A 17,624-nucleotide genomic window follows, 5' to 3' on the forward strand; every position below is an offset into this window, starting at 1 on the left:
GTGAAAGCGGTGAACAACGCACCCTTTGTTACGTTCCCTTACATGAGATGATCTGAGGCCTTCTTGAACAGTGGTTCTGCCTATGCCATAGGCAGGATCAATCTGGAATATGAGGGAGCACCAAATGGCTCAGACATCCGGCCTGATGGCTGGCAAGCGCGGCCTTATCATGGGCGTCGCAAACAATCGTTCGATTGCCTGGGGAATTGCCAAGGCATGCGCCGATGCCGGTGCCGAACTCGCCTTTACCTGGCAGGGCGACGCATTGAAGAAGCGTGTCGAGCCGCTGGCTCAGGAACTTGGCGCCTTCATGGCCGGCCACTGCGATGTCACCGATCTCGAAACAATCGATACCGTGTTCTCCAATCTCGAAGCGCATTGGGGCAAGATCGATTTCGTTGTGCATGCGATCGCGTTTTCCGATAAGGACGAATTGACGGGTCGCTACCTCGACACGAGCCGCGACAACTTCAACCGCACCATGGACATCTCGGTCTACTCGCTGACAGCCGTTGCAAAGCGCGCCGAGCCGATCATGAACGACGGTGGCTCGATGGTGACGCTCACCTATTATGGCGCCGAAAAGGTCATGCCGAACTACAACGTCATGGGCGTTGCCAAGGCAGCACTGGAAGCCAGCGTTCGCTATCTGGCGGTCGATCTCGGCAGCCGTGGCATCCGCGTCAACGCGGTGTCCGCCGGCCCGATCAAGACTCTTGCGGCCGCCGGCATCGGCGACTTCCGCTATATTCTGAAGTGGAACGAGTACAACGCTCCGCTGAAGCGCACTGTCTCCATCGAAGAAGTCGGCAAGTCGGCGCTCTACCTGCTCTCCGACCTTTCCACCGGCGTGACGGGCGAAGTCCACCATGTGGATTCGGGCTATCACACGATCGGTATGAAATCCGTAGACGCACCTGATATCTCTGTCGTAAAGGACTAAAACCGTTCAGGATCTGTGCTGTGCCGCCTCATTTTTGACGTGTGGCACAGTCAAGCCTTGGAAGGACAGAGTTGAAGAAGCAGGGGTGTTGCAGTGCTGGTCTATGTTATCCGCCACGGACAGACAGACTGGAACGCGATCAGACGGCTCCAAGGCCAAAAGGATATCCCGCTCAACGACTTCGGCCGCTCTCAGGCCGTTGGAAATGGTAAAGCGCTCTCTCGCGTTCTAGGACCAACAGCTACAGAATTCGATTATGTGGCCAGTCCGCTTGGCCGTACCCGCGAAACGATGGAACTGGTGCGCGGTGCCATGGGTCTCGACCCCACCGATTATCGGACAGACGATCGGCTCGTAGAAGTTTCCTTCGGTGACTGGGAAGGCTACACCCTCCCCGAACTTAAGCTCGCGTTTCCTGATCGTGTCAAAGCCCGCAAGACAGCGAAGTGGGATTTTATCCCCCCTGGACAGGATGCAGAGAGCTACGAAATCCTCTCATGGCGCATCGGTGCCTGGCTGTCGTCCGTCCAGCGGAAAACCGTGTGCGTGTGCCACGGCGGCGTGATCCGCAGCATCTTCAGGCTGGTGTCTGGCATGGAAAAAGATGAGGCGGCAGAAATTCCCATTCCGCAGGACAGGATTTTGAAGGTGGAGACCGAGAAGAATCTGGCTGAGTGGATCGATGCCGCAGATCCGATCTGATAGCCGCTCCAGCGTGAATATGGATGCATCGGTCGTCGGTTTTATTTACGCAAGGCGTTAGGTAATCCTGAAAAGAGGCCGCAAGCTAAGGTACCAGCCGTCCTGCCCTGGTGAAGACCGATCGTCGCGACGTCGGCCTCAGGGCGCTCCGAAAGGACGCGATACGAAATCGTATCTTATTGAACAACCTCAAGATCGTCGACCACGCGCTTTCCGTCGACTTCCGTATAGAAGACCAGAACCTTCACACCGGGCTGAAGACCGTCGAAGTTGAACTCTTCCGGAACCTTGTAATTCTTGCCATCGGCAAGCGTAATGCTCAGGCCCTTCACATCCACTCTGCTGATGGTGGATTCCAAGTCCACGCTCTGTGAATAGGCGTTCAGAGGTGCAAACAGGTTGGCAGTGGCTAAAAGTGCGGCAATCATCAGGCGCATGTTTCTAGCCTCCTTCAGGCTGTTCTTTAGTTTTCCATGCATCAAGATTTCTCTCCGGAATGTGGCGGAATTTGCCCAGAACAATGTCATTTTCGGTATAATTGATGAATGGATTTTAACCAATAACAAACCCTTGAAGTTTTTTCGTTCCGGTTCCAGCGGTTACCTGCAGATCGTAACTCCGACTATACTATTTGTTTTAGATTATGTTTTAGGGTTGCACTCGAATATCATTATTGACCTTGGTTCAGAGGCTGTTTGAATTGCAACTAAGATCGTCGTCGTCGAGTGGCGTAGATAAGAAAAGCCGAAGAAAAAAAATGCTTTTCGGTGCTTCAGCGGGAGTATCGCTCACTCTTCTTTATTTAATCGACGTGGCGTCGTTCTGGATTGCCTTACCGCTTACCGCAATCCTTCTTCTTGTTGCCGAGCGTAATCATCACCTCACAATGAATCATGTCCGCGAAAGCAAGGTTCTGGAGCTATCGCAGCGCCTGAAACTAGCAATGGATGCTTCACAGATCGGTATATGGCGGCTCAAGGCAGGCGAGACCTGCTACCTCGACGGGCGTGCGGCGGCCCTGCACGGCTTTTCGTTGACCGAGAGCGAGATTTCGCTGTCGGAATGGCTGGACACGGTCTTGCTGGAGGACCGGAGGCTTATCACTGATTTTCTGACACGGTGCGCCGAGGGAGCAGAGACGCAATCCGAGGTCTACCGGGTGCAATGCGGACTGCAAGAAATCCGCCATCTGCGAGCCGCTGGAGCGAGTTATCAGACACCGGATGGCGTCAGCCATATGAGCGGGATCATCTGGGATGTCACCTCGGATATGAAGGTGGCTGAAAATCTGAAGAGCACCGTCTACAGCAGCCATGTAAAAAACGCTGAGCTTGAACTCGCCCTCCAGGAGCTATCCTCGCGCGAGCACGACTTGATGGAGCTGTCCAGGCGTCTGGATTTTGCGCTTCAGTCCTATAATTGCGGCATATGGGAAGCAAACCTTTCCAACAACACCGCCTACTGGGACCGGCGCATGCACCAGTTGTATGGCCTCACTTATACGACAGGCTATACGGAGCGAAATCAATGGCTGGATTGCCTTCATCCCGACGACCGGGAGAAGGTAGCGGCCGAAGCAGATCACTCGGCAGCGAATAATCTTCCTTTTTCCAGTGTCCAGCGCGTCCTCCTTCCCGACGGGGAAATGCGCCATGTTCGATCCGTGGGCAGCATCCATACCGATCGCGATGGAGATCGAAAAGTTGTCGGCATCGCCTTCGACATCACCGCCGACGTGCGGCTGGCAGAGGAGCTGAAGGCTGCCAAGGAAGAGGCTGAGGCGCGCAATGCTGAGTTGGTCGAAGCCAAGTCACGCATCGAGCACAATGCGTTGCATGATCCACTCACCGGGCTTGCCAACCGCCGCAAGCTCGATCTCGAACTCGACAGGCTGGCCTCCCTGAAAGCCAAAACCAGGCGCTTTGCCATATTGCACCTAGACCTCGACCGCTTCAAACAGATCAACGATACTCTGGGGCATGCAGCGGGAGATGCGACACTGGTGCGAGCCTCGCAGATTCTCAGTCTCAACGTCAGCGACGAAGGCATCATTGCGCGTATAGGCGGAGACGAGTTCGTCATTCTCATTCCTCACGCCGATGACTGTCACGTCGTGACCTCCATCGCATCCAATATCATCGCCGCTTTTCGGCAGCCTTTTGACTTTCAGGGTTTTACCTATCGCTGCGGTGTTTCGATCGGCATCGCATTCGGGGAAAATCACTATAGCGACGCCCGCAAAATTCTCATCAATGCCGACCTTGCGCTTTACCGGGCAAAAGCCATGGGCCGGAACCGGTACGAATTCTTCACGCAAAATCTCCAGGCGGACATCGTCAACCACAAGCGGACCGCCGATGAAATTCTGGCCGGATTGGAGCGCGGTGAGTTTGAGACCTGGTACCAACCTCAGCTTTGCGCCAGAACAGGCGAAATCGCCGGTATGGAGGCACTCGTTCGTTGGCGCCATCCGACGCGCGGTCTGCTGACGCCGGAGAAATTTCTCGATATCGCAGAAGAGTTGAACGTCGTTCAGAAACTCGATCGCCTCACGCTGGACACCGCACTGCAGGATCGACGTGTGTGGAGTATGAAAGGGCTGAATATCCCGCGCGTTTCGGTCAATGTTTCGATCCGTCGACTGCATGACGAACACCTGCTGGAGAGCTTGAAGGAACTTCAGATCGGCCCAGGTGAGGTTGCGTTTGAACTGGTCGAATCCATCTTTCTGGACGATAGCGAAGCAGCGGCCGTCCAAAATCTGGATAAGGTGAAGGAGCTCGGCATCGATATAGAGATCGATGACTTCGGCACCGGCCACACCTCTCTCATCAGCCTTCTGCGCCTGAAGCCGAAACGGCTGAAGATCGACCGTCAGTTGGTCATGCCCATCCTCGATTCGCCGCAGGAACGCGCGCTGGTTCGTTCCATCATCGAAATTGCGCGCTCGCTCGGCGTCGAGACAGTTGCAGAAGGTGTGGAAACGCCAGAACATGCGGCCATGCTGCACGATATGGGATGCGACATTCTACAGGGATTTGCCTTTGCAGAGCCGCTTCCCGCGCAGGATTTTTCCAGTTTCGCAATGCAGCGGGGATTACGCCGTGTCTCCTGACAAGTCAGGTCCGGCCTGCCTGAAGAAAGGCTTTTGCCTTCCAGGCTTTTTCCACTATGGAGATGACCGCGCATTATTTTGAAATCGCGTCTCTTTATGTGAAACACCGCTTGATCTGGTTCTATTGTCATGTCGCATAACACGTTCGGTCATCTCTTCCGCGTTTCCACGTGGGGCGAAAGCCATGGTCCAGCGCTTGGCTGCGTGGTGGATGGCTGCCCGCCCGGCATTCGCTTCACGCTTGCGGAGGTGCAGTCGTGGATGGACAAGCGAAAGCCAGGCCAAAGCCGTTTCGTCACACAAAGACGCGAGGACGATATCGTGAAGGTTCTTTCCGGCGTGATGCTGGATGAGGACGGTGAAACGATGATTACCACCGGCACGCCGGTGTCGATGCTGATCGAAAATACCGACCAGCGCTCCAAGGATTACGGCGAGATCGCCAAGCGCTATCGCCCAGGCCATGCGGATTTCACCTACGATCTGAAATATGGCATCCGTGATTATCGCGGCGGTGGCCGCTCCTCTGCCCGGGAAACGGCAGCACGTGTGGCCGCAGGCGCGTTGGCGCGGAAAGTCGTTCCTGGCATGAGCGTTCGCGCTGCCCTGGTACAGATCGGCAAGCACAAGATCGACCGCAACAATTGGGACTGGGATCAGGTCAACGAAAACCCGTTTTTCTGCCCGGATGCGGCGACGGTGCCTGTCTGGGAGGAGTATCTCGACACGATCCGCAAGGCTGGCTCCTCCATCGGTGCAGTTGTCGAAGTGGTGGCGGAAGGTGTTCCGGCCGGGATCGGTGCGCCGATCTATGCCAAGCTCGATCAGGACATCGCCTCGAATCTCATGTCGATCAATGCCGTCAAGGGTGTGGAGATCGGCGACGGTTTTGCTTCCGCCGAGCTGTCCGGTGAGGAGAATGCTGACGAGATGCGCATGGGTAGTGACGGCCAGCCATTCTTCCTGTCGAACCACGCGGGCGGCATTCTCGGCGGTATCGCCACGGGTCAACCGATCATCGCCCGCTTTGCCATCAAGCCCACATCCTCGATTCTGACAGAGCGTCAGTCGATCGATGCCGACGGCAACAATGTCGATGTTCGCACCAAGGGCCGTCACGATCCGTGTGTTGGCATCCGTGCGGTTCCGATCGGTGAGGCCATGGTTGCCTGCACGATAGCGGATCATTATCTGCGCGATCGCGGCCAGACCGGCAGACTGAAATAAACAGGAGAAACAGCATGGCATACGATCAGAAACGTGTCGTGGAAGCGATCCGGGCCTTCGAGGCAGGCGAGATCGTGGTGGTTATGGACGACGATGGACGCGAGAATGAAGGCGACCTGATCGTTGCAGCCGTGCATTGCACCGGCGATAAGATGGCCTTCATCGTGCGCCACACATCCGGCATCGTCTGTGCGCCTATGCCGCGCGAGGAGGCCAAGCGCCTGAACCTCAATGCCATGGTGGCAGAAAACGACAGTGCACACACGACGGCTTTCACCGTTTCGGTTGATTTCAAGCATGGCACGACGACGGGCATTTCCGCCGACGATCGTACGCTGACGGTGCGCAATCTGGCGAATCCGAATGTCGGTCCTGCCGATTTTACGCGGCCTGGCCACATCTTCCCGCTGGTTTCCCGCGAGGGCGGTGTGCTGATGCGCTCCGGTCATACGGAAGCTGCCGTGGACCTTTGCAAGCTGGCAGGCCTACCGCCAATCGGCGTCATCTGCGAACTCGTCAATGATGACGGAAGCGTGATGCGCGGCCCACAGGTTTCGAGCTTTGCCGAAACCCATGGTCTGAAGCAGGTTTCTGTAGCCGATCTGATCGCCTACCGCCAGCGTAAGGAAACGCTGGTAGAGATGGAAAGCGAATTTACCATTGAAACGCCTTTCGGACCGGCAAAGGCGCAGACCTATTCCCTGCCCTGGGATCCGATGCAGCACATGGCGGTGATCTTCGGCGATATCCGCGATGGCGTCGATATCCCGGTCCGCCTGCATCCGGAAAACGTTGCCGACGACATTTTCGGCAGCAAACAGCCGGTGCGGCATTACATGCAGAAGATTGCCGAGGAAGGCCGCGGCGTCATCGTTTATCTTCGCGAGGGATCCGTGGGCGTCGGCAAGGTCGAAGGCCGTCGCAAGTCGCGCGATGCGGACGAATCTCATGAGCAGGCACGTTCGCGCGAAGAAGAATGGCTGGAGATCGGGCTCGGCGCGCAGATCCTGAAGGAACTCGGCATCAGCTCTATCAAGCTCTTGACCACGCGCGAGCGCCACTATGTAGGCCTGGAAGGTTTCGGCATCAAGATTGCTTCGACGGAGCTTTGCTAATTGGCAAGACTGGCAGGCGCGGTATCGTGCGGGCCTGCCAGCCAGCCATCGAGATACCGCACACTCTCCACGCCGGTGAATTTTGCCAGCCGATTCAATTCGGCATCCAGCTTTTCCAACCGACCGGATGACTGTCGTACGCCCTTTTCCAGCCAGAGCCGTCTGACGTCGAGCGAACCGTTCTTGCGCTCGGCCTTCATGTCGATGCGTCCGATCATGCGATCGCCTTCGAGAAGCGGGAAGACATAGTAGCCATATTGGCGCTTCGGCTCCGGCACGAAGACTTCGATACGATAGAAGAAGGCGAAAAGGCGTTCGGTGCGGGCGCGGTTGCGCAACAGCGGATCGAAGGGGCTGAGAACCCGGACCCGCTGCGGCGGCTCGAGTGACGCCTCCGCCTCCATCTCCTGTGCGAAACTCGAAAAGGCGTAGGATGCGCGCTCCTTCGCGCCATTGGCAGAGATCAACGAGACCTCGACCAATTCGTCCCGGTGACCCATCACCCAGTCCTTCGCCTCATTCGGCGTTACCAGATCGAAGAAAGCGGAAATTTCTCCCGATGTCGCAAAGCCCAGGCGGGATAGCGCCTCACGGCAGGCCCAATCGATGAACCCCTCATGACTGACGTCCCGATCGTAATGCTCCTTCAGAATGACGCGTTCTGAGAGATCGTAAACCTTCTGAAAGTTCACACGGCGGGCAATCGAAAGCCTGCCGGTGTGCCACATATATTCAAGTGCCTTCTTGGACGGATGCCAGTTCCACCAGCCACCGGATTGATGATCCTCTGCCTTCATGTCGCGCGACATGACTGCACCGTTTTCGGCAATGTGCCGGTAGGTTTCCTCGAAGGCGGAATCGAACCCCTCCCCGTGCCATTTACGCCAGCGCTCCTGCATGATCGGTTCGCGGCGACGGAATCGGTGTTTCCAGTAGGGATAAAAGGCTGTCGGAACGATCGACGCGTCATGCGTCCAGTGCTCGAAAAGCGTTCGGTCTTTTTCCAGGAGCGCGGTCAGATGCTCCCGCTTGTAGGTCTGGTTTCTGGAGAAGATGATCTGGTGATGGGCTCGCTCTACCGTGGCGATGCTATCCACCTGCACGAAGCCCAGCGTCGTGATAAGTTCGAGCAATCCATCCTTCGACAGCGCCCTGTTCGGCGGTGCCGAAAGACCCTGTCTCGCCAGGAAAATACGCCGTGCTGCTTCGTTGGAAACCAGAATCGCCATGCCCTGAACTCTAGGAGTCTCCCGCCTCGAAATCAATGTTCTTTTTTTGTTCTTTATTTCGCCAAAGCGTCTTTGTGTTTATAGAAGCGCAACGGACGATTAGGGGAAACGGCGTGGACATTCAGTTCCAGAATGCGAGTGTGACCTTCGAGGGGCGAACAGCGCTTGCGCCGCTCGATCTTTCGCTGTCGGAGCGACGCATTGGCGTGATCGGCCTGAATGGTTCGGGCAAGACCACCTTTGCCCGATTGATCAACGGCCTTACCAAGCCCAGCACCGGCAGGGTCATCGTCAATGGGCTTGATACGATCAAGGATGCCGATGCTGTCTTGAAACAGGTGGGCTTTGTCTTCCAGAACCCGCAAAACCAGATCATCCTACCGATCATTCGCGACGATATTGCGTTTGGACTGAAGAACCGCGGCGTTGGCAAAATCGCTGTCGATGCGGCTGTGGCGGCAACCTTGCAGCGTTTCGGCATCGCCCATCTCTCAGACCGCCGTGCCCATGGACTATCGGGGGGCGAGTTGCAGCTTGCAGCGCTTGCGGCGCTATCCATCACCGGCCCAAACATCCTGATCCTGGACGAGCCGACGAATCAACTCGATCTGAAGAACCGCGCGGTGGTGGAGCGGACTATCCTCGGCTTGGAGCAGGATGTGTTGGTCATTACCCATGACCTTCCCCTGCTTCAAACGTTCGACCGCGTTCTGCTCTTTCATCAGGCTAGGCTTGTTTTGGATGGCGAGCCGGAAGAGGTGATTGCCCGGTACCGGGAGATCGCGCTCTCATGAGAAGCCTTTACGCCGAGGGAACGGGCTGGCTCTACAGGCTCTCGCCCCGCGTGAAGCTGTTGACGCTGGCAGCCTTCAGCGCCGGCCTGTTTCTCACGCGTGATACGTTAATCCTGAGCATTGCGGTCATTCTGGCAGGCTTCATTCTCTGGCAGGCGCAACTGGGGTTGCGCGAAACGCTCTCCCGCCTTCGCCCGGTCTTTCTGACGATCGCGATCATCGCCACGTTCAGCTTTCTGCTGATCCCTGCGATGGATGCCACCGTCACGCTTTTGAGGTTGAGCGCTCTGACATTGCTGGCGACCGCCGTAACCGCAAGTGTGAGCATCTCGCAATTCATGGACGAGATCACCTATGCACTTCGCCCACTTGAGAAGCTCGGCCTGGCAAAGCCAGCCGATGTGGGCCTCGCGGTTGGCCTTGTGGTTCGCTTCGTCCCCGAGATCATCAGCCGATATCACACGTTGAGCGATGCACACCGCGCACGCGGCAGCCGTGTGAAGCTCAAAAGCATTCTCGTACCGCTCATCATTATGACGTTGAAGGATGCCGACACGATCGCCGACGCCATTGACGCGCGCGGCTTCAGAGGTCAAACCTCACTCAGACAAAAGGGAGACGCCTCATGAAAACCCGTGACCTCGTTCTGATCTCGCTGTTTTCAGCCATCATCATCGCGCTCGGCTTGTTGCCGCCCATTACACTCGGCTTCATTCCCGTTCCGATCACGGCTCAATCGCTGGGAGTCATGCTTGCAGGCGTCGTGCTAGGCGCCAAGCGCGGCGCGCTTGCCGTGTTGCTGACGATCCTGATTGCGGCCATCGGCCTGCCTGTTCTGTCGGGCGGCAGAGGCGGGCTCTCCATTTTCACCACGCCGACGACGGGTTTCCTGATCGGCTGGATCGCTGCGGCTTTCGTGACCGGCACTCTTTCGGAGCACCTTGTAAAAGCAAGCCAGCCTGCATTGACTCAGGGCCTCGGCTTCTTCTTGGCAAGCGTCGCCGGTGGCGTGATCGTGCTTTACGCCTTTGGGATTACCTATCTTGCCGTTGCAACCGGTATCGGCTTCAGCAAGGCCTTCCTCGGTTCCATGGCCTTCATTCCGGGCGACCTGATCAAGGCCGTGGTGGCAGCGCTTGCCGGTCGCGCCGTGGTGGCTGGCTATCCACTGCTGCCGCAGCGGGCCTAACTCAAAGTTTCACGCGTTTCAGGAGTAAGCCAATCATGGCCACCCGGCTTTACGAGCATCCGATCTTCCTGGAGCACATCACGCCCGACGGGCATCCCGAAAGGCCCGACCGGCTGCGCTCGCTCAACATCGCCCTCGAACACCCCAATTTCGAGCGGTTGAACCGCAAGCAGGCGCCTCAGGCGAATGAAGATGCCGTGCTTCTCGCCCATCCCGAAAGCCACCTTCTGTCGGTGATGCGCCAGATCCCGGAAGAAGAAGGCGAGATCAACCGGGTCGAGGCCGATACCTATGCCTCACAGAAAAGCCTGCAAGCGGCTCTGACCGGCATTGGCGCAGCTATGGCTGCCGTGGACGACGTCTTTACCGGCGAGGCTGACAACGTCTTCGTTGCAAGCCGTCCGCCGGGCCATCATGCCGAAACCGAAAAGGCCATGGGCTTCTGTCTCTTCAACAACGCCGCGATCGCCGCGCGTCATGCACAGAAGGTGCATGGCGCGGAGCGTGTGGCGATCGTCGATTGGGACGTTCACCACGGCAACGGTACGCAGGACATCTTCTGGAACGATACCTCGGTGCTCTTCTGTTCCACCCACCAGATGCCACTTTATCCGTGGAGCGGTGAGAAGAACGAAACAGGCGTGAAAAACAACGTCGTCAACGCGCCGCTATCCCCCAATACAGGAAGCGACCATTTCCGTGAGGCGTTCAAATCGAGGGTTCTTCCGGCAATCGCAGATTTTTCGCCAGACCTGATCATTATCTCGGCAGGTTTCGATGCCCATCACCGCGACCCGCTGGCGCACATCAATCTGGTGGGCGAGGACTTCGACTGGGCAACCGGGCGAATTCTGGAGATGGCGGATAAATATGCCGGTAACCGGGTCGTCAGTCTCCTGGAAGGTGGCTATGATCTGGAAGGGCTGGCGGAATCGGCGGCCATGCATATCTTGAGAATGATGAAGGGTTGAACATGACGGAAAATGCCAACACAGCCGATGTCAGCGGTTATTCTTTTGAAAAGGCCGTCGCTGAGCTGGAAAGCATTGTTGCCCGCTTGGAACGCGGCGATGTAGCCCTGGATGAATCCATCGCCATCTATGAGCGGGGAGAAGCACTGAAGAAGCATTGCGAAGCATTGCTGATGACCGCAGAAAAGCGCATCGAGAAGATTCGTCTAGATCGCGCAGGCAAGCCGCAGGGCGTTGAGCCGCTCGACGGCGAATAAGGCTCTAACTGGCCCTAGCTCGCCGGCGATATATTGGCAGCCGTGCGATGACGATCTCGGCACCAACGAATGCCAGCCCGAGCGTTCTTGAGAGAACGCTCACGCACTGCATCAAATCGTGGTAGTCTGCGGGTGACCCATGATTGAGGAGCAATCCCATGTCATTTTTCCCAGGCAACGATCCCGCCGCTGGTGATGCCTTCGCGTGCGATGCGATTGAAAACCTGATCGTTCCGCGCTCAAGCGACATCGGCGGATTTTCTGTCCGTCGTGCTTTGCCAACCCGCGATCGTCGCCTTGTCGGCCCATTCATCTTCTTCGACAGAATGGGCCCCGCTATTCTGAAAGCCGGGGAAGCGCTCGATGTGAAGCCTCATCCCCATATCGGGCTTTCCACCGTCACCTATCTCTTCGATGGCGAGATCAAGCATCGCGACAGTCTGGGTACTGAAATTGTGGTACGTCCTGGCGATATCAATCTCATGACGGCGGGCCAAGGCATCGTTCACTCCGAGCGGACACCGGAGAATCTGCGCGGACACCCCTTCTCCATGTCCGGTCTTCAGACGTGGCTTGCGCTTCCCGACGATAGAGAAGAAATCGCACCGGAGTTCTCCCATACCGAGCGGGGTGCCATGCCGCTTATCGATGCCACCGGCGCAACGGGGCGCGTCGTCATCGGAGACTTCGCGGGGCTACGCTCGCCGGTCAAAACCTTTACCGACACGCTCTATGCCGATCTTTCGCTCGAAGCCGGTGCGAAGTTCCCGTTTCCAGCCGATCACGAGGAGCGCGCGATCTATATTCTGTCCGGTTCGCTGGAAGTCGCCGGCGACATCTTTGCCTGCGACCACTTGCTCGCCTTTCGCGCTGGCGACGATATTACGCTGAAGGGCGGCGCCGATGGTTGTCATATCATGCTCTTTGGGGGTGCCGCTTTGAACTCGCGGCGTTACATCTGGTGGAATTTCGTATCGTCATCAAAAGAACGCATAGAGCAGGCCAAGGAAGAGTGGAGAACCGGACGTTTCGATATCGTGCCGGGCGATGAAGACGAGTTTGTGCCTTTGCCCAAAGGCTGAAATTCGATAAAGCGCCGTCCCTACGGATGCGCAATGGACGCTCTTGACTGCTTGAATTGAACCCATCGGGCTCTCCCGAAAATCGATTTCGATTTTCGGGCCGATGCTGTAGAACGAAGAACTGCTTGCCGAAGGCTGCACTCTCCCCCATCTAAAGGGTGCATTTTAAAGAACACGAAGGCCAAACGATTTGACCGGAATGCCAGACACACCATTGCTTGACCGGGTGAAATTCCCGTCCGATCTCAAAGCAATCGAGGATCGCGACCTGCCGCAGCTTGCACGGGAACTGCGCGACGAGATGATCGACGCCGTTTCCAAGACAGGCGGACATCTGGGTGCTGGCCTCGGCGTTGTGGAACTGACAATAGCGATCCACAAGGTTTTCAATACGCCTGACGACCGCCTTATCTTCGATGTCGGCCATCAATGTTATCCACACAAGATCCTGACTGGACGGCGCGATCGCATTCGCACGCTACGCCAGGAAGGGGGGCTTTCCGGCTTCACACGGCGCGCCGAAAGCGAATATGACGATTTCGGCGCTGGGCATTCTTCCACATCGATTTCCGCCGGTCTTGGCATGGCCGTCGCGGCGGAGCTGGACGGCAGCGACCGCAAGGTGATCGCGATCATCGGCGATGGCTCCATGTCGGCTGGCATGGCCTTCGAAGCACTGAACAATGCCGGTGCGCTGGACGCGCGGTTGATCGTCATCCTCAACGACAACGACATGTCGATCGCACCGCCGACCGGCGCCATGAGCGCCTATCTGGCGCGCCTGGCATCTGGCCGCACCTATATGGGCTTTCGCGATTTCGGCAAGAAGCTGACCGCCTATCTCGGCAAGACGATCGACCGCGCCATTACCCGCGCCGTGACCCATGCACGCGGTTATGTGACCGGAGGCACGTTGTTCGAAGAGCTCGGCTTCTACCATATCGGCCCGATCGATGGCCATTCCTTCGACCATCTTCTGCCTGTGCTGCGCAATGTGCGCGACAATCAGAAGGGTCCGGTGCTGATCCATGTCGTGACGCAGAAGGGCAAGGGTTACGCGCCTGCCGAAGCCGCTGCCGACAAGTATCATGGCGTCAACAAGTTCGATGTCATTACCGGCACGCAGGCCAAGGCAAAGCCGAACGCGCCGAGCTATACCTCTGTATTTGCAGAAGCGCTGGTGCAGGAAGCAAAACTGGACGACAAGATAGTCGGCGTGACCGCCGCGATGCCGAACGGCACGGGGCTCGATAAGCTCGCCGAGCTCTTTCCCAAACGCACCTTCGACGTCGGTATCGCCGAGCAGCATGCCGTAACCTTTGCCGCAGGTCTTGCCGCAGAAGGCTACAAGCCCTTTTGCGCGCTCTACTCCACCTTTCTGCAACGCGGTTACGACCAGTTGGTCCATGATGTCGCGCTTCAGGGCTTGCCGGTGCGTTTTCCGATCGATCGCGCCGGTTTTGTCGGTGCGGACGGACCCACCCATGCCGGTTCGTTCGACACCACCTTCCTTGCTACCCTACCCGGTATGGTGGTGATGGCCGCCTCAGACGAGGCGGAATTGAAGCATATGGTCCGTACTGCTGCTGCCTATGACGATGGCCCGATCTCCTTCCGCTATCCACGCGGCGAAGGTGTTGGCATAGACATGCCAGTGCGCGGCGAACTCCTGGAAATTGGTAAAGGCCGCGTCGTCAAAGAGGGATCGAAGATCGCGCTTCTTTCTTTCGGCACGCGCCTCGCCGAGTGTTTGGCGGCAGCCGAGGACCTCGATGCCGCCGGGCTGTTCACGACGGTTGCGGACGCACGCTTTGCCAAGCCACTCGACCTCGAGCTTATCCGCCAGTTGACGAGCCATCACGAAGTTCTCGTCACAATCGAAGAAGGCTCTTCCGGTGGCTTTGGAGCGCAAGTTCTGCACTTTATGGCCGGGGCCGGTTTGCTTGACACCGGCATCAAGGTCCGCACGCTGACGTTGCCCGATCAATGGGTCGAACAGGCAAAGCCCGAAACCATGTATGCGGAAGCGGGCCTAGACCGCGCCGGCATCATAAAGACGGTGTTTCAGGCTCTTGGCCAGAAGCAGGTTGGCATCGGCTACGCCGGGTAATCTCATCACATTGAACGGGAGGTCCCGGCGATCCTGCCTCAGGGCTTCTGCCAAAGGCGTTTATCATAGGGAATAGGCGAATAGTCGTGCCGGTGCGCGAGCTTCTTGCGGTAACGACTGCGATAACTTTGCTCGTCCTCGAATTCGATATTCTCCAGTACGGATTCGACGCCCAGTTCATAGTAGAGATCGAGATTGGTCAGGTCCGGGACCGGGGTCTCGCCGCGTTCGCATTCACCCTGCATCTGCCAGAATAGCTCCTCCAGACGCCGCGCCAGGGCGGGAATGTCACGCAATACGCTGGTTTCGCGTTGCCGTGCGATCGATTCCCTGACCGCGAGGAGGCTTTTTCGATCCCGCTCAAAACCGATGGCGCGAGCAACATAATCGTCCGGCGAGCTGCAAATCATTTCCGGAACACCTGCGGCGGTGACGATGCTGCCGCAGAAGCGGGCGGCAAATGTCTTGCCCGACATCGTGAGGACCGGCAGACCCGATGTGATCGCGTCTGCCGCGGTCGAATGAGCTCCATAGGGAAATGTATCGAGAAACAGATCCGCGACGCCGATGCGAGCGATGTGGTGGGGATTGGGAACTTTTGAGGCAAACACCAGCCTGTCGGCAGACACGCCGCAGTTTTGCGCAAACTCTCTCAGTCGCTGATTGACGTCCTCCCCACCTCCCAGCAGCCAAAGCAGGCTGCCAGATGTGTTTGAAAGGATCGTCATCCAGCGCGTGAAGCATTCCTCGGTAATCTTTTGCATGCCGTTAAAGCTGGCATAGACGAACGCATCCTCCGGCAGACCGACGTCGGCGCGGGTTGGTCGAGCAGCAATGGGACGCTTGCGGTCGAGCGGCTGATCGCAGGCGATGCGCAGAACTTTCTCCGAGTAATAGATTTCGTTTTCCGGCGGTATCATGTAGCCGTCTGAAATCAGATACTGGTGGAATGGACTACCCACCGACCCGGGATAACCGCAGAAACTGACGATGATCGGCGCAGGACGATACGCAAATATCCGTGCCCTTGCGTCCTTGGTATACCCGTTCACGTCGATCAGGATATCGATTTCATCGGCGATGATCAGAGATGCAGCCGCGGCGTCATCCAAAGAGTGGATATCCTGCCAGGTATGAACGGCTGCTTTTATGCGATCTTGCGTCGCGTCGCCGGTCCGTGCTGGCCCGCAGTAGTAAGCGAAAACCTCAAGATTGTTTTTGTCGTGCAGCTCCAGAACCTCGCACAGAGCGAAACCCACAGCATGGTCGCGCAGATCCGATGAAAGATAGCCGACCCGCAGCTTTTCGCCCGTTCCAGATTTTTGTTTTGGCGACCGACGCGGGAAGCAACCGGGATCGGGCGGCGTACCGACCAACATCTTGCTGTAGCGATATGCCTTTGCAAGCTGGAACATTGGATCATCGGCAAAACAGCTTAGCGTCAGCGAAGACATGGCGTCCAGCATCTTGCGCGGCGGGATGTGGCTGGAAGGGACAAGCAGCGGCCATTTGCACTGGCGCTGACGTAAAGAAAGCCAGTGCTGGCCGGATTCCGGCGATTCCGGACGAAGCTCGAATGCGCCCAGCAAGGCGCTTTCCGCCTCCTCCATCCTTTCCGTGCCCTCAAGAACACGACCGATGTTCTGTAATGCCATATATCGGTGTTGCACCGCATCGGCATCGATACTTTTGGTCGCTTCGGCAAATTTCGACCATTGCTCCACCGCATCGCCGATCAAACTTGCGTCCTCGAGCACTCGCCCGAGGTTGATGTGACCCGGCGCAAAATTTGGCTCAGCCTTGATGCACGCACGGAAAGCCTGGACGGCACCGGCTCGATCTCCAAGCTTGTTCAGCGTCACGGCGTAATTGAAGTAGGCCATATGGATCGCAGGGTTGCTGTCGTTGAAGGCAACCCAGGTCTTATAGAGCTCCGCTGCCGCAGCCGACTGACCTGAAGCGTTCAGCGCCTCGGTTACAGTCAACAATTCCATCACGCCCAGTCGCTGGCTCCTCGCGAGATCGAGAGCGGATGGAGTGGAGACGTCATACGGAGGTGAAACGGGGCTGGCTGTCATGACATCCTGCAACAGGGCTAAAAAGCTAATGAACGGCGTGGAGATGCACCGTTCTTTATTATCGCTAATAACTTGCCTGTGGCTGGATGTGTTTTACTTCACAAAACTGCCGGACTTAAAGCCATCTTCTGTCGGGAAAAGGTTTCTCTAGCGGCGAGTTGCTTGAGCGATAAAAGATATCACCTTCAGACTGAAGACAGAAGCGGCTGCGATCCGGATCGCGCCGTCGAGATTGGCTTTCCCGAAGACGCTTATCAACGTGCAGCAGGGCCGCGAACATCTCAAGCGTCACGGACCTCCATAACGCACGATGCCTCGGAGCGTTTTGCAAAGAAATGGACGACGCGGCTTGCCGCCGCGCCGTTGGTCAATCTGCTACCCGTAAGTCGATACGATTTACGGACATGGATCGTTTGTCTTAGACCCCATTGTAGGCTGCGATGACAGCCTCGACCTGCGCATTGCTCATTGCCTGCAGCTGCTGTGCCGTCAGACCACGCGCTTGGTCCGTGCTCAAGCCACCGATGGCGGCCGTAGACAGACCGGCGATGGCACTGGCACTGAATGCAGTGACCTCGCTCGTCGTGAACAGGCCGAGTTCGGCACTGTCCAGTGTACCGACCTGAGCTGCTGTAAGGCCAGCAACCTGCGCGGAGGTGAGCGCCTCGATCTGGTCGGTCGACAGAGCTGCAAACTGCGCCGAGGAAAGCGAACCAACCTGAGCCTTGGTCAGAGCGGCGATGTTGTCGGTGCTGAGATTGGAGACATTCAGCCCAGACAGTGCCTTGGCGCTGATTGCCTTGATCTCATCG

At 57.3% G+C, this 17,624-nt stretch carries 15 protein-coding genes and 1 pseudogene; 12 read left to right on the plus strand and 4 right to left on the minus strand.

All coding sequences use genetic code 11. The annotated features are described in order from the left end of the window. Positions 1-124: 124 nt before the first annotated feature. Positions 125-943, plus strand: a complete 819-nt coding sequence (fabI, locus tag ACQZ5M_RS20400; RefSeq protein ID WP_296021295.1) for an enoyl-ACP reductase FabI — start codon at positions 125-127, stop codon at positions 941-943. Between the two features lie 93 nt (positions 944-1,036). Beyond that, entirely contained in the window at positions 1,037-1,645 is a 609-nt protein-coding gene (locus ACQZ5M_RS20405) for a histidine phosphatase family protein (RefSeq protein WP_449080713.1), read from the plus strand. A gap of 176 nt (positions 1,646-1,821) precedes the next feature. On the opposite strand, the gene ACQZ5M_RS20410 is transcribed toward ACQZ5M_RS20405, so the two are convergent. Next, positions 1,822-2,082, minus strand: a complete 261-nt coding sequence (locus tag ACQZ5M_RS20410) for a DUF1344 domain-containing protein (protein WP_296021354.1) — start codon at positions 2,080-2,082, stop codon at positions 1,822-1,824. Positions 2,083-2,402: 320 nt separating this feature from the next. On the opposite strand from ACQZ5M_RS20410, the gene ACQZ5M_RS20415 reads away from it, so the two are divergent. From ACQZ5M_RS20415 to ribB, 3 genes are all read left to right on the plus strand, one after another. Beyond that, positions 2,403-4,760 carry an EAL domain-containing protein gene (locus tag ACQZ5M_RS20415; protein ID WP_449080714.1) on the plus strand — a complete coding sequence of 786 codons (2,358 nt, stop codon included), beginning with the start codon at positions 2,403-2,405 and terminating at the stop codon, positions 4,758-4,760. Positions 4,761-4,889: 129 nt separating this feature from the next. Beyond that, positions 4,890-5,987: a chorismate synthase gene (aroC, locus tag ACQZ5M_RS20420; protein WP_449080715.1), complete on the plus strand. Its 1,098-nt coding sequence runs from the start codon at positions 4,890-4,892 to the stop codon at positions 5,985-5,987. 14 nt (positions 5,988-6,001) lie between these two features. After that, the gene (gene ribB / locus ACQZ5M_RS20425; RefSeq protein WP_449080716.1) at positions 6,002-7,102 is read left to right on the plus strand and encodes a 3,4-dihydroxy-2-butanone-4-phosphate synthase; all 1,101 of its coding nucleotides are present in this window, start codon (positions 6,002-6,004) and stop codon (positions 7,100-7,102) included. Here the strand turns inward: ribB and ACQZ5M_RS20430 are convergent. After that, positions 7,099-8,331: a winged helix-turn-helix domain-containing protein gene (locus ACQZ5M_RS20430; protein ID WP_449080717.1), complete on the minus strand. Its 1,233-nt coding sequence runs from the start codon at positions 8,329-8,331 to the stop codon at positions 7,099-7,101. The two genes, ribB and ACQZ5M_RS20430, sit on opposite strands and share 4 nt — an antisense overlap. Positions 8,332-8,444: 113 nt before the next feature. On the opposite strand from ACQZ5M_RS20430, the gene ACQZ5M_RS20435 reads away from it, so the two are divergent. From ACQZ5M_RS20435 to dxs, 7 genes are all read left to right on the plus strand, one after another. Continuing rightward, entirely contained in the window at positions 8,445-9,125 is a 681-nt protein-coding gene (locus ACQZ5M_RS20435) for an energy-coupling factor ABC transporter ATP-binding protein (RefSeq protein ID WP_449080718.1), read from the plus strand. Continuing rightward, the gene (locus tag ACQZ5M_RS20440; RefSeq protein WP_449080719.1) at positions 9,122-9,754 is read left to right on the plus strand and encodes an energy-coupling factor transporter transmembrane component T family protein; all 633 of its coding nucleotides are present in this window, start codon (positions 9,122-9,124) and stop codon (positions 9,752-9,754) included. The genes ACQZ5M_RS20435 and ACQZ5M_RS20440 overlap by 4 nt, the downstream gene beginning before the upstream one ends. Continuing rightward, positions 9,751-10,314, plus strand: coding sequence for a biotin transporter BioY (locus tag ACQZ5M_RS20445; RefSeq protein ID WP_449080720.1), 564 nt, complete (start codon positions 9,751-9,753; stop codon positions 10,312-10,314). Before ACQZ5M_RS20440 ends, ACQZ5M_RS20445 begins: the two co-directional genes overlap by 4 nt. Before the next feature lie 35 nt (positions 10,315-10,349). Continuing rightward, the gene (locus ACQZ5M_RS20450; protein ID WP_449080721.1) at positions 10,350-11,285 is read left to right on the plus strand and encodes a histone deacetylase family protein; all 936 of its coding nucleotides are present in this window, start codon (positions 10,350-10,352) and stop codon (positions 11,283-11,285) included. Between the two features lie 2 nt (positions 11,286-11,287). After that, positions 11,288-11,542 (plus strand): exodeoxyribonuclease VII small subunit, encoded by a 255-nt coding sequence (locus ACQZ5M_RS20455; RefSeq protein ID WP_296041306.1) that lies wholly within the window; start codon positions 11,288-11,290, stop codon positions 11,540-11,542. A gap of 158 nt (positions 11,543-11,700) precedes the next feature. Then, entirely contained in the window at positions 11,701-12,624 is a 924-nt protein-coding gene (locus tag ACQZ5M_RS20460) for a pirin family protein (protein WP_449080722.1), read from the plus strand. Between the two features lie 190 nt (positions 12,625-12,814). Beyond that, complete coding sequence (gene dxs, locus ACQZ5M_RS20465; RefSeq protein WP_449080723.1) at positions 12,815-14,734, plus strand: 1-deoxy-D-xylulose-5-phosphate synthase; 1,920 nt, start codon at positions 12,815-12,817, stop codon at positions 14,732-14,734. Positions 14,735-14,772: 38 nt separating this feature from the next. On the opposite strand, the gene ACQZ5M_RS20470 is transcribed toward dxs, so the two are convergent. Together ACQZ5M_RS20470 and ACQZ5M_RS20475 are read right to left on the minus strand one after the other, a co-directional pair. After that, on the minus strand, positions 14,773-16,812 hold the full coding sequence (locus tag ACQZ5M_RS20470; protein ID WP_449080724.1) for an O-linked N-acetylglucosamine transferase, SPINDLY family protein: 2,040 nt from the start codon (positions 16,810-16,812) through the stop codon (positions 14,773-14,775). A 418-nt stretch (positions 16,813-17,230) separates the two neighbouring features. Then, positions 17,231-17,624 (minus strand): annotated as a pseudogene (locus ACQZ5M_RS20475) (ice nucleation-like protein); the annotation flags it as partial.

The sequence above is a fragment of the Rhizobium sp. 22-785-1 genome (assembly GCF_053521965.1).